The sequence below is a fragment of the Leptospira idonii genome, from assembly GCF_004770995.1.
In the GTDB taxonomy this organism is placed as follows: domain Bacteria; phylum Spirochaetota; class Leptospiria; order Leptospirales; family Leptospiraceae; genus Leptospira_A; species Leptospira_A idonii.
Genome location: NZ_RQHW01000042.1, coordinates 76,571 through 98,122 on the forward strand (window position 1 = coordinate 76,571; position 21,552 = coordinate 98,122).

Below are 21,552 nucleotides of genomic sequence, written 5' to 3' on the forward strand. Positions count from 1 at the left end.
TATATATAACGTATTAAAGCACTCACATTCTCTTACTTTTTTGGGAATGAGCCTTAGAAAATATGACAAAATCGAATTCTTCCAATCCTACCGGCCCTTTAGAAGGGATAAAAGTTATTGACTTATCTCTTCTTTTGCCTGGCCCTCTTTGTTCCCAACATTTGGCCGATATGGGCGCCGAAGTGATCAAAATAGAGAACCCTCGTGCCTATGACGGCTCTCGTGCCATGTTCAAAGGTAACACCGGTTATCCTGCTCTTTTTATGATGCTCAACAGAAATAAAAAAGCGATCACTCTCAATTTGAAACGTCCTTCTTCCCAAGAGATTCTATTTAAACTTCTGGAAGATGCGGACATTCTGCTAGAAGGGTTTCGTCCCGATGGGATGGATAAGATGGGAATCGGTTACGAGGTTCTAAAGGAAAAATTTCCAAGGCTGATTTACTGCGGTATCTCCGGTTACGGGACCTCAGGGAAATATGTGGACTTTGCCGGACACGATTTAAACTATCTCGCCATTTCGGGAGTTTTGCATCAGACGGGAAATCCTCCTCGCCCTGCGGGCTTTCAGTTGGCGGATGTAGGAGGAGGAACTTTGACCGCGGTGTCCGCAATCTTGGCCGCTTTGTACTACAGAGAGAAAACAGGAAAGGGTCAAAAGATAGACGTATCGATGACGGATGCTTCTCTCCAATTTCTTTCGTTATACGGCGGCATCCTATCTGCTTCCGGAAAAACTCCTGAAGCGGGGAATAACATTTTATCCGGCAAACTTCCCAACTATAATGTGTATCAAACCAAAGAAGGAAGGTATGTGGCGCTTGGGGCTTTGGAAGATATGTTTTTCCAAACCTTCTTAAAGGTGGCGGGAATGGAAAATCTTACGAAAGAATTTCCGATGACCGAAGAAAATCTTCCTATCATCAAACAGAAATTAACCGATTATTTCGCCGGGAAAACTTTTTCCGACCTGGAACCTATTTTCAATAATGAAGATTCCTGCCTCAGCCCCATCCTTAGTATGGAAGAAGTGGCTAAAGATCCTCATTGGAAGGAAAGAAAAATGGTTTTCGAGACAAAACATGAAAAGTACGGAGATATACTTCAATTCGGTTCCCCCTTTCATTTTTCGGAGACGCCTTTTCAATATCGAATGGATCCGCCCGATCATGGACAACATACCGATGAAATTCTAAAATCTTTGGGTTATACGGAAGAGAAAATACAAGCATTTCGGAAAGATAGGGTCATTTGATCTAGCCACTTGCTTTTTTTTCTAGCGGGATTAATTTTGTCCCAGGGCTCCTATATCATTGAGTTCGGCAAAAATAAAAGATGAAATTAATCCAAGCTTCCGACTTACACCTTTCCGATGCGAACGAGAGGGAATATTGTTTATCCGTCTTAGATGAAATTTTTAAAACCGCAAAAGATCTGTCTTGCGAAGGCATTCTTTTTTGCGGAGATATCTTCGATACATTTTCCGATCTGGAAAAATTAAGAACCGAGTTCGTTTCCCGCTCCAAACAATTTCCCGGTAAAATTTATTTTCTGCCGGGAAACCACGAATGTTTGAGAAAAAAATCCAAAGGAGGAGGTTACTCCGATTTCGATTGGGGAGATCAAATTTTCATCATAGAAAAAGAACCATATCAAATTTTGAAACTCAATGATCTTGTGGAAATTTTGGGAATCCCTCATCAGGAGTCCTATGGCAATTTATTGACAGAACCTCCTCAAGGAAAATCCTCCCGCTTTCGCATCGGAATGGCGCACGCAGTCATTTCAGGAATGAGTTTCACGGGTTTTGAAACGGAAGAGGAAGGGGGAGGAGTTTTGGATTCCGGTCAATTGCAGTCGTTAGGTTGTGATTATGTGGCCGTCGGTCATATCCATAGAGCCAGGTCACAAAGGTTCGGAGACTGTTGGATCGCTTATGCAGGTTCTTCCCGGGTTTGGAGAAAGGGAGAGTTCGGAAAACGGGGAGGATATCTTTTGGAAGTCACCGAAACGGGAATCACCAAAACCGATTTGGAATGGAAGTCCGCCGGACAATATCGTGAAATCATAGTATCTCTTTTGTTAGATGGGAAACCGGAAAAAACCCCCTCAGATTATCTTTCTTCCTGCGGTCCTTCCGATTGGGTGAGAATGCGTTATTCCGGTTATGTGGAAACCATGTCCTATCTGAAAGAATTCGAAAAGGAAATTACGGAAGGATGGAGCACCAAACTTCGTATCGTCGAATTCGATTCGGATCAGTCGGAAGTAAAGGTGTTGAAAGATTTAGGGGAAAACCAATTCATCCGTCGTTTTTTGGATGTGATGGACGGGAAGAGGACTTCTTTGGAACCGGAACTTTGGAACAGAGCCAAACTTTTGGGTTTGGAACTTCTTACGGAGGGAAAAAGATAATATGGAACTCTCCTTAAAAAAATTCGGAATCTTTCGGGATCAAAAATTCCCTCTAGGACAAGTCACTGTTTTTTTAGGACAAAATGAAACCGGTAAGACGACTTTATTCGATTCCATCGTATCTTCTTTGTTAAAGATCTCCGGTGCGACCGCATACGGGAAAAAATTGAACGCCCGTTATGAGAAAGACAGGGAAGCCAAGATAGAACCTAATCCTGCAGGCATTTCTTCTCTTCCCGCATTCAGCTTTTTAAACTCGCATGCAGTGAGAGAAGGCAATATCGGAATCGTCATGGACGAGGCCAAAGGAAAAAAGGAGATGTTGGATGCTGTCCAAAAATCACTTTTCGACAGCGGATTCGATGCCAAGTATCTTAGACAAAAATGTTTGGAGAATGCGGAAAGAACCGGCGCCCGCAAATCCGCTAGAGATTTAAAGGCAGCGAATACATGGAAGGAACAGAAAAACGCAGAGTTTCAAACTGTAGACTCTGAGAGAAAACGAATCATACAAACTTGGTCTTCTTTGCCTCAACTGGAAGAGAAACGAAAAAAATACGTTCAAAAAATGGAACCGATCGATTCCAAAGTGGAAGAGATAAACTCTCGTTTGGCGATTTTAGACCAATCCGAAAAATATTCCTATTTGGACCAAGTGTACTCTCTCGCATTGGAAAGAGAGGAAAAGGAAAAAGCGGCATCCCTTTCCGCTAAACTTTTGGAGAAAAATTCGGAAAAACAAATCACTTCTCTTTCCGACCAAATCAAAGAGATCCAATTGAAATGGAAGAATCAGTCCGAGACTCTTGTTTCTTTGCAGTCCCAAGTGGGAACTTCGAATCAAAATAAACAAGAGTTAGACGAAAAAGAGAAAAAAATTGCAGGATGGGAAACCAAAATCAAGTCCTTGGAAAAGAAGTTGGACGATTTGTTCGAAAACCTTCCCCAGCTTTATTATGAAGTTTGGCAAAAACAGATTTTGGCGATCGCAGGGATTCTATTCGTATCCGGTCTTTCTCTTTCTTGGTTTTTACAATCGGAAACTCATTCTCGTTATTTGGGATTTTTAGGAATCGTTTTGATCGGTGCGGGATCTTTTTTGATTTTTTGGAAAGGGAAAGAAAAACGATTCGAAAAAGACGAAACAAAAATAAAATCGGAAATGGTTTCTCTTTCTGAAGAATTGATTCTGCTTTCGGAAGGAGAGATTCGTCCTTTACTTGTTTCCAGAGACGGTCTTAGGGAAGCGTTCAAAACATACTATCAAAAACTTACGGAAGTTAGATCAAAATCTTCTTCTCTTCTTTCCGATTTGGAAAAGAAAAAAGCGGAGATTTCCGATCTCTCGCAAAACCAAACTCATCTTCAGTCCGAAAAAATAGAAAGGGAAAATTCTCTCCGTTCTCTTCTTTCCGAATCCGGCTCTTCCTCTTTGGAAGAGTTAAGAGAAAAATTGAGTTCCGCAAAAGCGGTTCTTCAAGAATTCGAATCCATCGAGTCTAGATTAAAAAAGGTGATGGAAGATAACGGATGGTCTTCTTTCGATGAACTTCGCCGCAGAGTCAAAGATGAGCTGGAGTCTTATCAAAAGTTAGGAATCTCCAAAACATTTACCCCTGCGCATAAAACGGAAAAACAAAATCTTAAATCGGATCTAGGCTATCTGCTCCAGGAAAAAGAATCCCTTTCTAAAGAGAGAGGGGAATTGGAAAAGGAAATTCATACAGTTTCCGTTCGTTCCACGGAACAATTGAACCAGGTTTTGAAACAATGGGAAAAAGGAATGTTCGATTTTTCGCAAGCGGAAAGTTCCCTGAAGGAATTGGAAAAGAACATTGAAGCATATCAAATATTAGGTGATGTGTTTGCGGAAATGGATGCAGGTTCAGAGGATGAAATGTCTTCTCTCGTTCAATCTTTATCCTCCAAATGGAACGGAATTCTAACGGGTTCTGAAATCAGGAAAATCGATTGGAACAGTCTTTCCGAAGATGTTCCCAAAGCCGCGGACAAGGCAGGGCAAGTGAGAGAGTTCGATCATCTTTCCACAGGCACAAAAGAACTTTTATTTTTTGCGATGAGACTCGAGTATGCGCTTCGAGTTGGGAGAGAATCGCATCTTCCTTGGTTGCTTTTGGATGAACCTTTCCGTCATATGGATGTTTCCCGAACGGAATCCGCGGTTCGTTATACTTTGGATTTTTTGAAAAAGGAAAATTGGAACGGAGTGTTTTTTACTTTCGATGAGTCTTTATCGAAATGTATTACGGAGAATGCAGGTTCCAAAGATATGAAATGCATCCTCCATAAGTTAGGTTAGGTGAGTTTTTTCGCTTCTGCGAGAATCGTTTCGTAGTTCGGTTCGCTTGCGATTTCAGGAACAAGTTCCACATAACGGATCACATCCGATTTGTCCACTACGAACACCGCTCTTGCCGCTAGTCCGGAGAGAGGGCCGGAAGCGATATGAACTCCGTAGTTTTTAGAAAAGGAAAAATCTTTAAACTGAGAACCTGTGATTAGGTTTTCGGATTGAATCCCTTCCGTAGCACAGAATCGTTTCATAGCAAAAGGAAGATCTCCCGAGATGATGAGAGTTGTGATTGCCGATTCTTTCGCAACCTTTTCGTTGAACTTTTTTGTTTCAATGGCACAAACAGGAGTGTCCAAGCTGGGAACCGCCACGAGAATTTTTACCTTTCCGGAAAGGTCTTTGAGGGAAATTTCACTTAAATCTTGTTTTGCGACTTTAAAATCGGGAGCTTTGTCCCCTGCTTGGGGTAGATTCCCTTCGAGTGAAATTGGATTTCCTTTGAGTGTTACCGATGCCATAATGACTCCTTACTTCGAATTAGACAATTCTCGCAAATTCGGAAATAAATAAAATCAAAACATCATTTTTTCTGACTTTAAAACCGCTTCTTTGAGATGCCCCTTTCGAATGAGAGAAGAGAGTTCTTTGACCTCTTGCCATTGGGATTCTGAAAATTCGGGATATAGATCCGGTAAAATTTCCTTCTCCTCTTCGGAAGGATTTCCATCAAAAGCGACTCCGATCAGGAAAATATGAAAGGCGAATTTTCTTTCTTCGCGACCGCATGATCCCAGAGTGAGTTTGAACTTGAAAAAATCATCGATTTCTTCCGGTTTCGTTTCCAAAGAGAAACATTGCACCAATTTCAAAAGCAGATATTCGAAGTTAGGGTGAAAGGTTTTGGTATATACGATGGAATTGGCGACCGCCTGCAAACAAGCCAATTTACCGGACACGCTTAAAGTATCCGCTTTTTGTTTTGCCAAATGAATGATTTGTTCGGAGATTTTTCGAGTGATGATTCTCATTCGAAGTTCTTTCAGGATTTGATAGGTGGTGAATGCATCCCAAAAACCGGTGATAGGTGCCGCCACGTATTCTATATAAAGACGAAGACTGCTTCTTCCTATCACAGCTTTTAAAAGCACTTTTGCGATGAGATTGGAAAGAAGAACCTTGATTTTATAAAGAATCGACTTCAGTGCAAGGGCTTTTCGATTCAGCCTTCTGTAAGGATCAATTCCGTATAACTTGAGTTCTGGATCGGGGATCTCAAGAGCGATTCTGGCAAGCATTCCAGGAATAGGAGTGATGAGTTCCGGTTCGTCTTCCAGTTCTATGTCTGCGTATTCCGCCATTCGGAAAGAAAGATAAAGACAGACACGAAACAGAAGATAAAATTCCACTGCGGTGAAAAGTATGATCAGAAGCAGAATATAAACGATCGACTCGAAACTTTCTGTTAGGTGGTATATGTCGGGAGTAGGCAGAAAAAAACTGAGATATACGAAAGCGTAAGAGGGAATGAATCCGATGAAGAAGGAATAAATGGTTCCCAAGAGTATGGTTCGATTCGTGTTCTTTTCGAATCCGTCCGAGTTTTCTTCCCGGTTTCCTTTTTTTCTTTTTTGAGAGAGGGAAAGGATCACCCTTCTTCCCCATTTTTCTAAAGTGCCAGGTCTGTAGATTTGTTCTTTCGTATGCATTTTTCTCTTTGATTTTAACCTCGGATTTCCCGAATCATTTCTTTAGGTATACTGGGGACATCTCCAGGTCCATCTAACGGAAGATATACTAAAAATCGAGTGTATCCTTGCTGGGATTCCACTTCGATTCTTCCTTTGTGTTTTTCGATGATTCCTTTTACGATTCCCAAACCAAGTCCCGTTCCTTCCCCTTGGTCTTTGGTTGTGAAAAACGGGTCCCAGATTTTATCTTTGATTTCAGTAGTGATTCCGCACCCGTTGTCTTCGAAACCTACTAGTACATAATTGTCTCCGATCGCTCTTGTGAAGATGGTCAGTTTCGGTTTGTCCGTTTTTTTCATGGCATGGAGTGCATTCGTGATGAGATTTGTCCAAACCTGATTCAATTCGTCTATATTGCACCGAACCAAAGGAAGAGAAGAGTATTGTCTTTCTATTTCTACTCCTTGTTTGATTTGGTTTTGCATGATGACCAAAGTATTTTCCAAACCTTCATGTAGATCCGCATCCGCATAAGAGGCCTGTCCCAAGTGGGAATAATATTTCAAAGCCTTTACGATACGGACTATGTTTTTGATGGCATACTTTATATTTTTGATATTTCTGTGAAGGCTCAGGCTGTTACGAAGCATTTCATACACTTCTTTGCCTCCATCCTTTCTGATTCGAATCAAATCTTTTTCCAGATGAGGGATGGCATTCTCTATCAGGAAGTTGGATAGGTCGAGGGATTCCGTTTCTCCCATTCCTTCCGCAATTAACTTTTGTTTGACTTCCTTTTTAAGTTTGAATTTGTCTTTCGGATCGATTTTTTCTTTCGTATCTTCTTTGGTTAAGGTAAGAAGCAGGTTCATATAAACATTTCGTATTTCTTGATTTTGAATGAGAATGTTTAAATCGGATAGATGGGAAAATGCATAGAGTAGGTTTGCTTCCAGATTGTCAGAGGAACCGTTGATGACTGCTGCAGGAGTATTGATTTCGTGGGCGATCCCTGCCACCATTACCCCTAAAGATGCCATTTTTTCTGACTGCACTAGATGGGTTTGAGCTTCTTCCAATTCCCTGGTCCTTTCCGCCACTTTCGCCTCTAGCGTTTCCGTTAGGTGAACTAACTGCTGGTAGATCATGGAATTGGATAGTGACATGAGAGAAACGGAAAGTATTTCTAAAATGATTTCGATTTCGTTCAGTCCGTAACTTTTGTTCTTTTTGTTTTTTCCCAGAAGGATAAAACCCACCAAACTGGATTTCATAGCAAGAGTTGCCACCAAAACGGAATCGGTTTTTTGAAAGAAAGCGAGTGCGGATTCTTTGATTTTGGAATGATTGATCGTTTTTTCTTCTGCGAAGTTTTCTTTCAGATGAATTCCTTCTCGATCGGATAACCAAAGTAAGAAGGGATCGAACACAGGGAGACCGGCGGCTTCCGTGTTCCAATCTTTTTCTTTGGGATAGGGTCTGGGGCGGAAATGACCGTCCGCTTCGTCCCAAGTATAAACTCTTACGAATTCCGCAGGAATTTTAGCAGTGAGATATTGGGAGATGGTTTGGCTGATTCTGTCCGGGTCGTTGAAGGAAATGAGTTCTTCTTTGAACTTTTCCAATGCGAAAAGGTTTTGTACCAATTCGTCCCTTTTGGTCGGCCTTTCCTCTTCTTGAGGAGCTGTCTTGGGAATTTCCGTAGAGGAAAGAGTTTGTATCGAATCGGTTCGTTTTTTTTGTAATAGAATCGAAACGGAGGAGAGAAAAAAAAGAAAGCCGCTTCCGCAGACGACCGCAAGGGAAGATTCCGAAAGATACAGAAAAGCCGTGAAAAAGAAGAGGAGAACCGGCAAAGAATATTGGATCCAAAAAGGAAAGATGACTTGTATCTTCATGATTGTACGGGTAATTTGGAAGAAGATCCTTATTATAACTGGAAATTTTTTTGGGTAAAGAACAATTTACAATCGCTAGAATCTTCGGAGCCTATTATGAGTTATACTCTGAAAAGACTTCCTATGTTCTTGCCGTTCTCAAAGGCAAATTGAGATTAAAAAATTCGGAAGACAGACATCCTTTTGTCGTCGGTGACGAGGTATATGCCGAGGCCGGCCCGGGAGAAGAATGGGTCATACTCAGCAAGGAAGATAGAAAAAATTTTTTGACCAGAAAGAGCGATCATGGAGACACTCATGTTCTTTGCGCGAATCTGGATCAAGTCGCCATACTCGCTTCTTATAAAGATCCTGAAACGAAAGACGGTTTCATTGATCGTCTGTTAGTTGCTTCTTATCACACCAGAATCAAACCTTTGATTTTGTTTACGAAATCCGATCTGGTTCCCGAAGAAATAAAATCACTTAAGGAAAATTCTTATAGAAATTTGGGATACGAAGTGATGAGTATTTCCGTAGAGAATGAATCTTCTCTGGAACCTCTTTGGGATGTTCTTCGGGGAAAAAGAACCTTCCTTTGCGGAAATTCAGGAGTAGGTAAATCCACTCTCTTGAATCACCTAACGAAAAAAAGTGTGCAAAAAACGAATCAGATCAGCGGCACTACCAGAAAAGGAAAACACACTACCACAAACTCATTGGCAGTGTTTCTGGAAGAAAACACTGTGATCATCGATTCTCCCGGAGTGAAGGAGTGGGGCATCCTGCACCTCACCAAACAAGAACTTTTGGAAAGTTTTCCCGAGTTACAAGGCGCACAAGAGAAATGTGAATCTTCCTATTGCTGTGACTTGGGGCCTCAATGCAATATGCTTTCCCATTTCGAGGAAAACTTAACGGAATCCCGCAAAAAAAGCCTAGAATCCATGTTTGAGAGTCTGGAAAAACCCCACAGAGTCACCCGCAGAGACCATTGGTCGAGAGCTGTAACAAAAAGATATTAGGGAAAAGAGTTGCAAAGGGTTCAGTTGTTACATAAACTTAGAATGTTATTTTCGTAGGGGAGGTTCTATATGAAAACCGTTCGAACATTTCGCATCCAACCCATCTTAATCGTGGCAGTATTTGCTATCTTCTCGTTCTACTGTCAAAAAGATTCTAAAGACGTCTCCGTCAATCCTCAGGAATCGACAAACTCCGTTTCGGAAAGATCTGCCGTTCTCGCTTTCATCAAAGGGGATGTGGTAGTGCTCCGAGAAGGGAATCAATTGAAACCCGTATTAGGTGATGCTCTCCAGGGAACGGATACTGTTGTGACCGGAGCCAACGGCAGTGTTGAGATTTTGTTAGGTGAAGATGGAATTCTGAAACTTGCAAAAAACACATCTCTCAGCATCAGCAATGCCTTCTCTTCTCACGATGAAGGAAGAAACACCGAAGTGAACCTTCAGTACGGAAAATTAGTAACCGTTCTGCGCAAAGAAAGAAAATCGGAAAACTTCCGAGTCGTCACTCCTACTTCCATTGCGGGTGTGAGAGGGACTTCTTTCCTTACCAGCGTAGAAGATCCCGGTTCCAAATCTGGCACTGTAGCTTGTGCTTCGAACAACTGTGTTGTGAAGTATGTGGTCTTAGACGGAACCATTGCGATCAGCAAACCGAATTCCGAAAAAGAACTCGTATTGGATAAAAAGAAAGAAGCAACCGTAGGAAACGAATCTTCTTTAAGCGAAAAGATGGTGAAACCTTTGGACTCTCAATCTTTATCCGACCTAAAAGAAATGTTGGTGTTCGAAAATACCAAAATGTTGGGCTTTGAATCTCTTACGAACGAATTGAGATCCAACAGTGAAGAACTCAAACAAATGGATGTAGGATCTTCTTTGAATGAAGTAGAAACTGCCATCAAAAAGAAAGATACGATCAAAAACAAATCGGATGAAGTAATCACTACTGCTAAATCCATTGAAGAATCAAAATACATCAAAAAAGATGTGCAAAAAGAATCCTTAAAATTGCCTGCGAAAGAGAGTTTCGATAAGAATAAATGAGATATGCCTATTTACTAGTTCTTTGTTGTGTATTGTCAGGATGTGCTTCCGTAACTCAAATCGAGACTTTAAACGCCTCATTTGCGAAACCGGTTTTCAAAAGCATTGAACCTGGAATTGTAGAGCCTACCCCTTCCGGGAAAGACTATCGGGAAAGAACGGTAAATAAGTCTCTTCCTCATTTCACAATCCTCTGGAAGGAGATCCCTAAGGATTTCCTTTCGGTGGATGTGAACTTCTTAGAGGAAAGAATTGTCTCTTCTCATTCTACCTTCGGAAAATATATTCCTGCTCCTGCAGGATCTTCCGATTATACCGATTTTTTCAAAACGAAAGACATTGATGTGGTTTTGGAACTGAACGCTTCCAAAACAAACGAGAGTTTATCGCTTACCGCTAATTACAAGGACCCTGTTCTTTCGCAGAACTTCGGTTCTTCGTTATTCGCTTTCAAATTGGAAAAAGAACCATCCTCTTCCAAAAAGAAAAAATTCGAAATTTTTCATGATAAAACGGGACTAGTTCCTCTTTTTCCTTCCGTATTGTCTTATTATTCGGAGGTTTCCTCTCCGAAAGAATCCGAAATTCAAACCGTTCTTTCTTCTACTTTAAGAGGAAAGGTTTCCGTGTTCTCCACCACTCCAGGAACACAAATTCTTCTGGATGGAAAAGAAATCGGAAAAGCGCCTCTTATCGATTATTCCATGTTAAATGGAAAGCACGTATTGTCTTTTTCTAAACCGGGAAAAGATCCAGTGCAAAGATCCATATTGATTCGTGCAGGAAAAACAAGCCGCATCTTTCAAGAATGGAACGACGATATTTCCCAGGGAACTTTCGTTTTATCCAGTTATCCTTCCGGATTGGATGTGATCGTTGCCGGTCAGAAAAAAGGAAAAACTCAATTTGCAGAATCGGGAGTTCCTTACGGGAGTTATTCCGTGCAATATGTCCGCACCAAAGGAAGCGAAAATTTCGAATATGCTAAGTCCCAAGTAGTGATTCGTCCCAAGTCGATCGCAAGTCTGGCACTTCCTATTTCACTAGAGGAAGGTATCGGTTGGGAAGCTGCCGATTTTTGGAATCCTTCCAGCATTTCTCCTCATTTTTCAGCAACCTTTCCCGACAAACTTACGTTCGGTAAATCCGCCAATCTTCCTTCCGGATGGTACGGTGTTTTTTCGGAAGATATGATCCCGGATCGAATTCGTGCAGAAGTGAAATTAGGGGTATCACAAGAATTAGGCGGTAAGCTTGGTTTTTTCGTAACGGACAAAGAGTCCCATTCTTTACTTGTCATTGTTGACAAAACGGATTTTCATCTTGTGCAGTTTTCCCCGGAAGAAAAAGAATCCATCGTTCGTTCTTCTTACAGATGGAAATCGGAAGAGCCTTTAAAAGGAAGAGAGATCAGTATTGAAACAGATCCTGAGAAAAAACTTTTGAAGTTGTATCTGGGGAATAGTTTGATCCTGGAAAAAGCCTGGGATTTCACAACTCTTTGGAATATAGCCATCCTAACTCCTTCCGATTCTTTTTTGAACGGCAATCCTCTCCGTGGAATCAAAATCCAATACCCTGATATGATTCAATTCGAGGAGAAAATAAAAAAATGAAAACAACTCTCCGTATTATCACTGTTTTATTCTCTATAGGTCTTCTGTATCAATGTCAGTCCAGGGATTTTAAATCCGTTTCCGTAGAAGACAAAGTTCTTTCTCAGGCGGATCCCTCTTCCAAGCAAAAAATCGAAGAATCCCGTCAAATTTTGGCGGATGGAAATTTATCTTTCCAAAAAGGAAATTTTGAAGCAGCCATTCAAGCGGCCAAGGAAGCAAATTTAAAATACGAATCCGTAGACGGATATTCCTTATTAGGTGCTTCCAGATACCAAATCGGAGACTACGAAGAATCCAAATCCGCATATCTGCAAGGTGAGAATTTAGATCCTAAAAACGAAAAACTTCTGATCGGTTTGGGAACGGTTCAATCCACTTTGGGAGAAAACGAAGAAGCTCTTTCCACATATCAAAAACTTTCCAAATTGAAACCGGAAGAACCTGTATACCAATATAAAACGGGAATCCTTCTGAAAAACTTAAAGAGATATGACGAAAGTTATGTGACTTTGAAACCTTTGGAGAAAAACGAAGGGTTTCCTTATCCTGCGGAACTTTTGAACCAGTTGGGCGATGTTTGTTTGGAGTTGAAAAAATACGAGGAAGCGGAATCTTACTTTGCAAAGGCGGAAAAACTTCAGCCCGATTTAAAGTCCGCAAAAGAAGCGAAACAATCCACTAAGATCGCTTCTCTCATCCAGAGAGGAAACGATGCGGTCGCCAAAAAGAACTACGATTCTGCGATTGCGGAATTCAAAGCTGCCGTCGACTTACAACCGTCTAACGCTTCTCTTTGGTCTTTTCTCGGAAATGCTTATTTTTTGAAAGGGAATTACGGAGAATCCGAAAACAGTTTCCGCAAATCCGTCGGTCTGCTCGACGGTTACCCGAACGGTTATTTGGGTTTAGCAAACGTATATATCAAAAAGAAAAATTATTCAGAATGCCTCAAAACGGTTTCTTTCGCACTGAAAAAAAATCCTAGAAATGCGGAGTTGAAGAACAAACAAGGAATTTGCGAATGGAAATGGGGTGAACCAGGAAAGGCGACTCTTAGTTTTCAGGATGCAGGGAATTGGGATAAAAATTTCTTCGAACCTAAGATCAATCTCGCATACGTATTGTTAGATCAAGGAAGAAACGAAGAGGCCTTGGAAGTTTTGAAAAAGGCGGAATCTCATCCTCAGGCAAAGAAAGAAGAGATCAAAAAGGCGAAAGATTTAGCTGAATCGCAAATTTACATCGCAAAAGGGGATTCGTTTCTCAGACAAGGAAAGAGAAAACAAGCCTTGGAAGAATACGGAAGAGCTCTAGGAAAATCACCTTCCGATCCAGTGGGGCATAGTGCTTTCGGTAAGGCTTACTTCGCATTCAATGAATATAAAAAATCGGAATCCTCCTATTTGGAGGCTCTTCGATTGGATCCGAATCACTTAGGTTCCGTTCAAGGACTTGCCAGAGTCTATGCAAAAACGGGTGATTCCAAAAAGGAAAAAGAATACATCAAACGATTGGAAAAAATTTCCAATGAAGATCCTTTCGCTGCCATCACTTTGGGAAGAATTTCGGAAGACGCAGGCAAGTGGGATGAAGCGGAGACCACCTATCTTTCCTTAAAGAAAAAATTCCCTGAGAACGACGCAGTGAACTATCGATTGGGAAGTTTGTATTATAAGAGAGCCGTAGAAGAAAACGGAAAAGAGAACTACTCCAAAGCGATTGAGTTCATTCAAAAATCAAAGAAGTTCACGAAAGAAATTCCTGAAGTAGCTGAAACGGAAAAGACAATTCAGGAAAACACTCGTTTTGCGGAAATCCTTCCTTTGGTTCGGGAAGGAAATCGCCTTTATGATAAAAAAAGATACGATGAAGCAATCGTTCCTTACCAAAAAGCCTATGATAAGGTTCCTAAAGCCAATCTTCTTGTGAAAATTGCAGAATGTTATATGGCGAAGGGAGAGGAAGAAAAAGGAATTTCCATTTTGGAGAGAGCCGCTAAGGAAAATAAGGACAACGCATCCTCTTTCAGAGAAGGGATCTTCGCTTTTTTCTTTAAAAAAGGAGAAACATCCAAAGCGGAGGAGGGGTTCCTATCCATCCTGAAAGAAAAACCGGATTCCTATTACAGCTATTATATGCTGGGACTTATCTCCATGAAGAAGAAAGACTACGAAACTTCTTTGAATCAATTCGATAAGTCCATTCTTTTGAACGGAAGTTTTGCTCCTTCCAATGTGGCCAAAGGGATCACTCTTTACAAATTGGGACAGACCGATTCCGCCAAAAGAGAATTCGAAAAAGCCAGAGAAAAAGACATTCAATTTTCATTGTCCTCTTACAACTTAGCGATCGCTTACTTCAACGAAGATTTAATTTCAGAAGCAAAATCACTTTTGCAATCGATTCAAAAATCGGATCCTGATTTTAAAGACGGTGAGATCCAACTTGCTTACATCTACTTCAAAGAAAACAAATTGGATGAGGCGGAAAAATCCGTTCTTTCCGTTCTGAAGGAAGAAACAACCGCAGAAGCACTGTATGCTCATTTCCGTATTTTGGATGCGAAATACAAAGAAGAGCCGGATGATAAAATCAAAACCAAAAGAAGTGCTGTCCGAGCTCAAATCCTGAAAGATTTTCCTGATACAAAGTATGCAAGCCTTCTTCCTTCGGACACGGAGAATGGAGAGAGCATTTTGGTATCGGACATCAGTTTGTCCGGATCGATCACAGAGAAACCGATCCTTTATCCCAATCGAATCATTCTCAATTACGGCACTTCCGTTGTAGGGCTTGACCGCAATTCCAAGGAGCAGGTTTGGAAACTTTATACTTCTTCTCCTTATTCCAAATTGGTGGCCAGCAAACAATTATTAGCATTTAGGGCAGGTCTTCTGCAAAAGATCTATCCTGATTCGGGCAAACTGGGTTTGGAAAAAAATCTATTGGAAGGTTTCGTAGTTAAACAAGCCGCCGCCAATGAAGATTCCATTTTTTATCTTGCAACGAATCCTAAATCTTCTTCCAAAAAACTTCTTGTTTTGGACATGAATGGAAACAAAAACTTTGAGTGGGAAGGAAACGACTTACATTCGTTCGGTTTGACAACTTCCGGCTCACTTGTAACGGTTCGTGAAAGTAAAAAAGAATTTTTGCTTTCTTCCGTTTCCTCTTGGGAGGAAAAACCGAAGCCTGCCTCCGTTTTGAAGAAAGATCCTTCCGATAAACTGGAAATTGTCGGCTGTCTTGCTCATTCTTGTTTGGTGAAATTAGGAACCGGTTATTTGGAAATCGATTCCAAATCCAAACTCACTTCTCTTCCTTCCGTAGGCGCTAAAACATTAGGGCATTATGAAGGAGAGGACGGAATTCACGTAAGAACTTCCGAAAAAACATTCGTTTGGAAAGAAGGCGGTAAATGGAAAGAAAGTCTGCCTTCCGATACGGAAGTTCGTTACTCTTTGGGAGATAGCGTATTGGAAGCGAAGGAAAAAGCTTTGAGTTTTTCCAACGGTTCCTCTAAGAAAAAAACAATTCCTTGGAAATCGGAAAGAGACGGAAAAAAAATAACAACCGTTACTGTGGATTGATCTAAATCATGTCCACTTTTTTTCGTTCCAGATAATAGATCCTTTTTCCTTCTTTTTGTTTTTCCGTTTCGAAAAAAGAAAGAGGGAGGGATTCGTTTCTGGCAAAGGAATATTCCAAACCTTCCCATTCATATCCTTTGATTTTACGAAATAAGGATATACATCTCCTCGCATAAGGCCCATAATCCGTCGCAAATAATATATTTCCGTTCGGCTTGAGCAGGGAATGAATGTCCGCAAGCATATCCGGCTGCATAAGTCTGTTTTTATGATGTTTGCGTTTGGGCCAAGGGTCAGGAAAATTGATGAGAACCGTGTCAAAGATTTCTTTTTCCAAAACTTCAGTGAAGAACCATTGGAAATTCAATGTCATATAACGGATATTTTCTAGACCGAGTGCTTTTCGTTTGGTTTCCGTGGCAACGATTCGATCTATTTTTTTTTCCATCAGAAGGAAGCCGGTTTTCGGGTGTTTGCTGGCAAGTTCGATGGCGACTTCTCCCCATCCTGATCCCATCTCCAGCCAGTAATTTTCTATGTAGTCCGGAAAAGATTTTTTTAGATCGATTTTTTTCCCCCATTCTTTAGGGTGCAGGAGATAGTCTGTGTGGTAGGGAGTTCGTAAGGCGAACTTCCATAGTTTTTCTTGGACTTGTGGATTTACTAACAAGGATCTACCGCTTTCTACCGATGATTATATTTGGAATCGTTGTGGGCAAAAATCTTCCCACAAAACCAGGATTTCCAAAAGGAATGTAATGAAAATAACTCTTTTCGGCGTGCGAGGATCTCTCCCTACTCCTGTTTCAAAAAAGGAACAGCAGGAGAAAATGCTGAAAGTCCTCAAAATGGCGAAGGAAGAATGGACGAAAGACCCGAAAGGTTTTTCGGAAGAGAAGTTTTTGGAATCTTTGCCTATGCCTCTTCATCAGGACTTGGGGGGAAACACCACTTGTGTGTATCTAGAAGGGGACGCAGGAGAAAAAATTATTTTCGATATGGGAACCGGGATGAGAATTCTGGGCAATCAATTGGCTCCTCTCGCATTCAGTGGTGAGGAAATGGATATCAACGTTTTAGTTTCTCATACTCATTGGGATCATATCCAAGGCTGGCCCTTTTTTAAACCAGCATACTCTCCTACTACAAACATTCATTTTTATTCCGCCATCGAAAATCTGGAAGAGAGACTCATTCGTCAACAGCATCCTGAAAACTTTCCCATCACCTTACATCAAATGGCTTCCAAAAAACATTTTCATCTTTGGAAAGAGTTCGAATCGTACCCTATAGGAAATTTAAAAGTGATTCCTTTCGGTTTGCGTCATCCTGGAAGCTGCACAGGTTATCGTGTTAGAGAAGGAAGCAAGTATTTCCTATTTTGCACGGATGTGGAATACAGAGAAGAAGACCGTGCCCATTTGATGCAATTGAAACCTCATATTGCAGGAGCGGATCTCATCGTGATCGATGCACAGTACAGCACAGCTGAGGCGGAGAAAAAAATAGGATGGGGACACACTGCCGTAGGTAAGGCGGTGGAATTTGCCGAGATGATGGAAATCAAATCCGTGGTACTTACCCATCACGAACCTGATCACGACGATCATGAAGTGATTCGAATCATCTTGGATGAAGGAAAAGCGACTCAACCCGAAAAAACCAAAATCCATATCGCACATGAAGGCCAATCCTTCATCTTATAAACAAAGAATCAATCGGTAGACGGTTATTTGTTGATCAGATAATTGGAATGGATTCCTTTCCCTTTGCCGGACCAAACGGGGCAATTTATTTCCATATCCACTTCGGAATGAATCTGATATGGTTTTGCGAAAAACAGTTGGATAAAAAATTTCAAAACCGTTGATATATTTTCCAAAGCGCTGATGGCTGCGATGGTCTTGGTTTTATTCACTTCTATATAACAACTTTCCCCTTGAAAATACAGTTTTTCTTTTTTCGGCAGGATATAACCGGAAATAGGTTCTTCTTCCTCGGAAAGTATCTCTTCCCTTTCTACGGTTCCTTCGAAAATCAAACTGCCGCTCGGACTCAAAACCGCCACCTTACGATAATTTCCTCCCGGGAAAGAATCGGTTCCGATAAAACCTCCCGTAAAAATTCTGTATCCGTCCTTGGTTAAGGCTCTTGCAATTTCCCATTTGCGGGAGAATTTATAGACTTCGTAGTTGGTTAACATGTGTTCCATGCCACCTGTGCCTTCTACTTCTTCGATGACACCGTTATGGTTGATGACCGCTTTGGCTTTGCCGAAAGAAACGGGAATGTCCGCTTGTACGAATCGTCCTTCCTCGTTCAACGGGAACTTTCCTCCCGAAATAGCTACACCGCCTTTGTTAGGTGTAATTTCCAGATCGATCGTCCATTCCGGATACACCATGTGGATGGAATATTTTCCGTCTTTGAAATCCATCCAGTTTTCCCCGCTTTGTTGAAAAAACTGTCCTTTTTTCATTCCGAATTCGTTCGAATCGAATTCTTTCGTGGAATAATAAATAGGTTCGTCTTTGTATTTGATCAGAACGCTGATCCCGTTGTTTTTACTGCCTGGTCCGAAATTACTGACGAGAAAGGTTCCGAACAATTTGTAATGAGTGCTGCGAAGAGAGAAGTTCCAGGCTTGCAGATACCCTTCTTCGGAATGAATTTGGGTTCTGAAATCGCCGGGAGAATTGAGTCGGGCAGGTTTTCCCGGTTCGGAATGCAAACTTACGGAAAGAACCAAAAACAGGAGAAAATTCCTTAGTTTTGACATTCGCTTCATATAACCACCATACCATTTCGAATCAATTTATTTTTGACTGAATGCTTTTTACTCTTCTTTCTCAGGCGGTATTTTGTTCGAACAGATCGCTCAAACAGGTGATGTGAAATACAGGGTGTTCTTTGTTTCCGATCTCTTTCATTCGGTTTCTTTCTTCTGCAATTCCGTCTATGTGGAGCCAGGTTTGCGGTTCACTGTTTTCCGTTTCCAAAGAGGCTTTCACGAAATATTCGTAAGCACCGATTTTGGAGAGATAGATTTTGACTAAGGACGGGTCGGATTGGACCAGTCTTTGCCTAAATAAAAACAAATCGGTTACTTTGGTTCCGATTCTCTCGTAATAATGGTTGAGAACTCTCAAAATATGAAGAAACTCCTCCTTTTTGGATGTGAGTTCTTTCCATTCCTGTGTTGATTGGCTCATTGTTTCCGCCTCCGAACAGGGAGGCGGGAAAGTTACGGACTGGTTCCCCAAATCGGATTCTCACTTGAAAAAATGTTTCCTTTCGGGAAAATGAACGAAACGGGCATGCTCACTCATATTCTTGAAATATTCTGGATCGAAAAGCTGCGTTTCACTCAATACACCTTTCAGCAAATTGCAAAATTGACAGAAGAAGAGTATGAGTTTTCGGGAGAAGGCCGTCCTAAATCCATCGCTTGGGCCGTGGATGAGATGGCTGCCTACGATCGTAATTTTTCCTTTTATCTTCCCCTTTCTATGAGAGTGAGTTCTCTCTTTTTCTTCGCTCCCTATCAGGAGAACGAAGTGGAAAAGGATATCGAATCCATCCGAGACAAATACACTCCTCCCGCTTTCCCCGTACGTTTTTTGGATATCTCCATCGATTCCGCCAAACAATTGGAAATTAAGGAATCAAGTCCTCAGAGAGATAAACTTTTGAAAGATTGGAGACTCACCTTACTTCGATTAGAAGATCGTTTGTCCAAATTATCTGAAGAAGATGCTTTTAAAAAACGATACGCCTCTCTTTCGGGAATCCATACAATCGCAGGTGCGATCAATAATTCCACTGAGTTCTGTCATTTTCTGTGGAACCAACATGCGGCGCCTTTTATCAATCATGAATCATAAGCGAAACAATAACAAAGAATACACTTCAGGAGAATTACATGGGTAAAATAAAAGTAAAAACACCGTTAGTCGAACTAGACGGCGACGAAATGACAAGAATCATCTGGAAAGAAATCAAAGATCGATTCATTTATCCTTACTTGGACATCACACTCGAATATTATGACCTTGGTGTTGTTTATCGCGATCAAACAGACGATCAAGTGACTACTGATTCCGCAAATGCGATCAAGAAACACGGCGTAGGCGTTAAATGCGCTACCATCACTCCGAATGCGGAACGCGTAAAAGAATACAATTTGAAACAAGAATGGAAGTCTCCTAACGGAACCATTCGTTCCATCTTGGACGGAACCGTATTCAGAAAACCGATCATCATCAAAAACATTCCTGCAGCAGTCAACTCTTGGAAAAAGCCTATCGCAATCGGACGTCACGCTTACGGTGATATCTATAAAAACGTTGAAATGTTAATCGACGGTCCTGGAAAAGTGGAACTCGTTTATACGGATGCTTCCGGTAAGGAAAAACAACGTCTTCTTGTGAACGAATACAAAGGCGGTGGAGTTGCTATGGGGATGCACAACGTGGACAAGTCCATCGAGTCTTTCGCACAAGCATGTTTCAACTACGCATTGTCCGAAAAGATCAGCATCTGGTTCGCAACAAAAGATACTATCTCTAAAAAATACCATGCTCGTTTCCGTGAGATCTTCGACGAAATGGCGAAGAAAAAAGAAGCTGAATTGAAAGCTGCAGGTATTTCTTACAACTACTTCCTTATCGACGATGCGGTAGCGCAGATCGTGAAAAACGAAGGCGGAATGCTTTGGGCTCTTATGAACTACGATGGGGACGTAATGTCCGATATGGTGGCTTCCGGTTTCGGATCTCTAGGACTTATGACTTCCGTACTTGTTTCTCCGGATGGAAAATACGAATACGAAGCGGCTCACGGAACAGTGACTCGTCACTATCGTAAATACCAAAATGGAGAAACAACTTCGACTAACTCCGTAGCTTCTATCTTCGCATGGACGGGTGCTCTTGCGAAAAGAGGAGAGTTGGACGGAACTCCGGACGTAGTGAACTTCGCTGTGAAATTGGAAGAAGCAATCATCGAAACCATCGAAGGTGGAGAGATGACGAAAGATCTTCTTTCTCTTTCTACTGCTTCCACCAAAAAAGAGTTAGATACCTTCCAATTTATGGAAGCGGTTCAAAAGAAACTCGATTCTAAATTAAAGTAAAACCCTTTCTCCCTACCTCGTCCTGAGGTAGGGATTCTCCTTAGAAATTAAATCAATATTTTCTTGATCCATCTCTAAGATAGGTATCATCTGGAGTGTCGCTGGATTTTCATCCGGGAGGAAATATGAGAATTTCTGTCTTCGTAATATTCATTTTAATCGCATCCGCTTTTAGTTCTTTATGGTCAGTTCCTGTCTATAAGGAAGGGAATCGAGTGGAAGTAAAAGACCCTAAAGACGGGAAATACTACAGCGGTATCATCATAAAAGTTCAGAAGGACGGATACTTAATCCATTACGACGGTTATTCGGATAGCTATGATGAAGTGGTTTCATCCGATCGATTGAAAGAAAGAGGGGAGATCGAAGGGGTTCAGTTCATTCAATCGGAAAAGAAAAAAACGGTCATTGTGAACGGCAATCTCAAGACTGGAAATGTAATGGAAGATTTGGAATGGGCGGAGTCGAGCAGTATGGCTTGTTGGCCCGGAATCCGAAACGTGGAATTCGAAGGAAACCAAGTCTTCTATTGGACAGATCTTCCTAAAAAGAGCGAACTGAAGATCACTGTAAAACCGAAAGATCCTAAAAAAAGAATCAATTTATACGCGTTCAGCGGTTTCGATCCGAAATATGTCCCTCCGAAAGTCTATGGGGCCGTTAGCTGTGAAGCATCCCACCCTACTTGGATCGGTCAGCCCGACTTTTCCAAACCTTCCGAACCTCAGTCCGTAGAACTGAGGGCAGTGGGAAATTCCTATAGGGTCTTTATCGGTGTTTCCGGAGCCAAAGACGTTTTGGACGGAGATTACGAGCTCGTATTGGAATTAAAATAGGAGTTT

Annotated in this window: 17 protein-coding genes; 11 read left to right on the plus strand and 6 right to left on the minus strand. The window is 41.4% G+C overall.

Features of this window, described 5'->3' with window-relative positions; genetic code table 11:
- Positions 1-62: 62 nt before the first annotated feature.
- The 3 genes from EHS15_RS10885 (at position 63) to EHS15_RS10895 (ending at position 4,736) form a co-directional block, all read left to right on the plus strand.
- On the plus strand, positions 63-1,256 hold the full coding sequence (locus EHS15_RS10885; protein ID WP_135760600.1) for a CaiB/BaiF CoA transferase family protein: 1,194 nt from the start codon (positions 63-65) through the stop codon (positions 1,254-1,256).
- Positions 1,257-1,336: 80 nt separating this feature from the next.
- Positions 1,337-2,416, plus strand: coding sequence for a metallophosphoesterase family protein (locus EHS15_RS10890; protein WP_135760601.1), 1,080 nt, complete (start codon positions 1,337-1,339; stop codon positions 2,414-2,416).
- A 1-nt stretch (position 2,417) separates the two neighbouring features.
- A complete protein-coding gene (locus EHS15_RS10895; protein WP_135760602.1) occupies positions 2,418-4,736 on the plus strand; it encodes an ATP-binding protein in 2,319 nt (772 codons plus the stop codon).
- Here the strand turns inward: EHS15_RS10895 and tpx are convergent.
- Genes tpx through EHS15_RS10910 form a run of 3 tightly spaced genes read right to left on the minus strand, consistent with a single transcriptional unit; the run spans position 4,733 to position 8,316 of the window.
- Positions 4,733-5,248 carry a thiol peroxidase gene (tpx, locus tag EHS15_RS10900; RefSeq protein WP_135760603.1) on the minus strand — a complete coding sequence of 172 codons (516 nt, stop codon included), beginning with the start codon at positions 5,246-5,248 and terminating at the stop codon, positions 4,733-4,735. The genes EHS15_RS10895 and tpx overlap by 4 nt on opposite strands.
- A 54-nt stretch (positions 5,249-5,302) precedes the next feature.
- The gene (locus tag EHS15_RS10905; protein ID WP_135760604.1) at positions 5,303-6,436 is read right to left on the minus strand and encodes an LBF_2804 family protein; all 1,134 of its coding nucleotides are present in this window, start codon (positions 6,434-6,436) and stop codon (positions 5,303-5,305) included.
- A 14-nt stretch (positions 6,437-6,450) separates the two neighbouring features.
- A complete protein-coding gene (locus EHS15_RS10910) occupies positions 6,451-8,316 on the minus strand; it encodes an ATP-binding protein (protein ID WP_135760605.1) in 1,866 nt (621 codons plus the stop codon).
- Positions 8,317-8,366: 50 nt separating this feature from the next.
- Here EHS15_RS10910 and rsgA point away from each other — a divergent pair, with 50 nt between their 5' ends.
- The 4 genes from rsgA to EHS15_RS10930 all read left to right on the plus strand — a co-directional run bounded on the left by rsgA (position 8,367) and on the right by EHS15_RS10930 (position 15,576).
- Positions 8,367-9,320, plus strand: coding sequence for a ribosome small subunit-dependent GTPase A (rsgA, locus tag EHS15_RS10915; protein ID WP_135760606.1), 954 nt, complete (start codon positions 8,367-8,369; stop codon positions 9,318-9,320).
- Positions 9,321-9,389: 69 nt separating this feature from the next.
- Positions 9,390-10,367, plus strand: a complete 978-nt coding sequence (locus EHS15_RS10920) for a FecR family protein (RefSeq protein WP_135760607.1) — start codon at positions 9,390-9,392, stop codon at positions 10,365-10,367.
- Complete coding sequence (locus tag EHS15_RS10925; protein WP_135760608.1) at positions 10,364-11,983, plus strand: LIC10124 family lipoprotein; 1,620 nt, start codon at positions 10,364-10,366, stop codon at positions 11,981-11,983. The genes EHS15_RS10920 and EHS15_RS10925 overlap by 4 nt, the downstream gene beginning before the upstream one ends.
- Entirely contained in the window at positions 11,980-15,576 is a 3,597-nt protein-coding gene (locus tag EHS15_RS10930; RefSeq protein ID WP_135760609.1) for a tetratricopeptide repeat protein, read from the plus strand. Before EHS15_RS10925 ends, EHS15_RS10930 begins: the two co-directional genes overlap by 4 nt.
- Position 15,577: 1 nt before the next feature.
- Here the strand turns inward: EHS15_RS10930 and trmB are convergent, their stop codons facing one another.
- Entirely contained in the window at positions 15,578-16,246 is a 669-nt protein-coding gene (trmB, locus tag EHS15_RS10935; protein WP_135760610.1) for a tRNA (guanine(46)-N(7))-methyltransferase TrmB, read from the minus strand.
- 88 nt (positions 16,247-16,334) lie between these two features.
- On the opposite strand from trmB, the gene EHS15_RS10940 reads away from it, so the two are divergent.
- Positions 16,335-17,282 carry an MBL fold metallo-hydrolase gene (locus EHS15_RS10940; RefSeq protein WP_135760611.1) on the plus strand — a complete coding sequence of 316 codons (948 nt, stop codon included), beginning with the start codon at positions 16,335-16,337 and terminating at the stop codon, positions 17,280-17,282.
- Positions 17,283-17,305: 23 nt separating this feature from the next.
- Here the strand turns inward: EHS15_RS10940 and EHS15_RS10945 are convergent, their stop codons facing one another.
- Together EHS15_RS10945 and EHS15_RS10950 are read right to left on the minus strand one after the other, a co-directional pair.
- Positions 17,306-18,364 carry a hypothetical protein gene (locus tag EHS15_RS10945; RefSeq protein ID WP_135760612.1) on the minus strand — a complete coding sequence of 353 codons (1,059 nt, stop codon included), beginning with the start codon at positions 18,362-18,364 and terminating at the stop codon, positions 17,306-17,308.
- Between the two features lie 61 nt (positions 18,365-18,425).
- Positions 18,426-18,788 (minus strand): LIC_13246 family protein, encoded by a 363-nt coding sequence (locus EHS15_RS10950; RefSeq protein ID WP_135760613.1) that lies wholly within the window; start codon positions 18,786-18,788, stop codon positions 18,426-18,428.
- A 90-nt stretch (positions 18,789-18,878) separates the two neighbouring features.
- Here EHS15_RS10950 and EHS15_RS10955 point away from each other — a divergent pair, with 90 nt between their 5' ends.
- The 3 genes from EHS15_RS10955 (at position 18,879) to EHS15_RS10965 (ending at position 21,546) form a co-directional block, all read left to right on the plus strand.
- A complete protein-coding gene (locus tag EHS15_RS10955; protein WP_210416337.1) occupies positions 18,879-19,460 on the plus strand; it encodes a hypothetical protein in 582 nt (193 codons plus the stop codon).
- A 38-nt stretch (positions 19,461-19,498) separates the two neighbouring features.
- A complete protein-coding gene (locus EHS15_RS10960) occupies positions 19,499-20,710 on the plus strand; it encodes an NADP-dependent isocitrate dehydrogenase (protein ID WP_135760615.1) in 1,212 nt (403 codons plus the stop codon).
- Positions 20,711-20,835: 125 nt separating this feature from the next.
- Positions 20,836-21,546 carry an MBT domain-containing protein gene (locus EHS15_RS10965; RefSeq protein ID WP_135760616.1) on the plus strand — a complete coding sequence of 237 codons (711 nt, stop codon included), beginning with the start codon at positions 20,836-20,838 and terminating at the stop codon, positions 21,544-21,546.
- Positions 21,547-21,552: the final 6 nt, after the last annotated feature.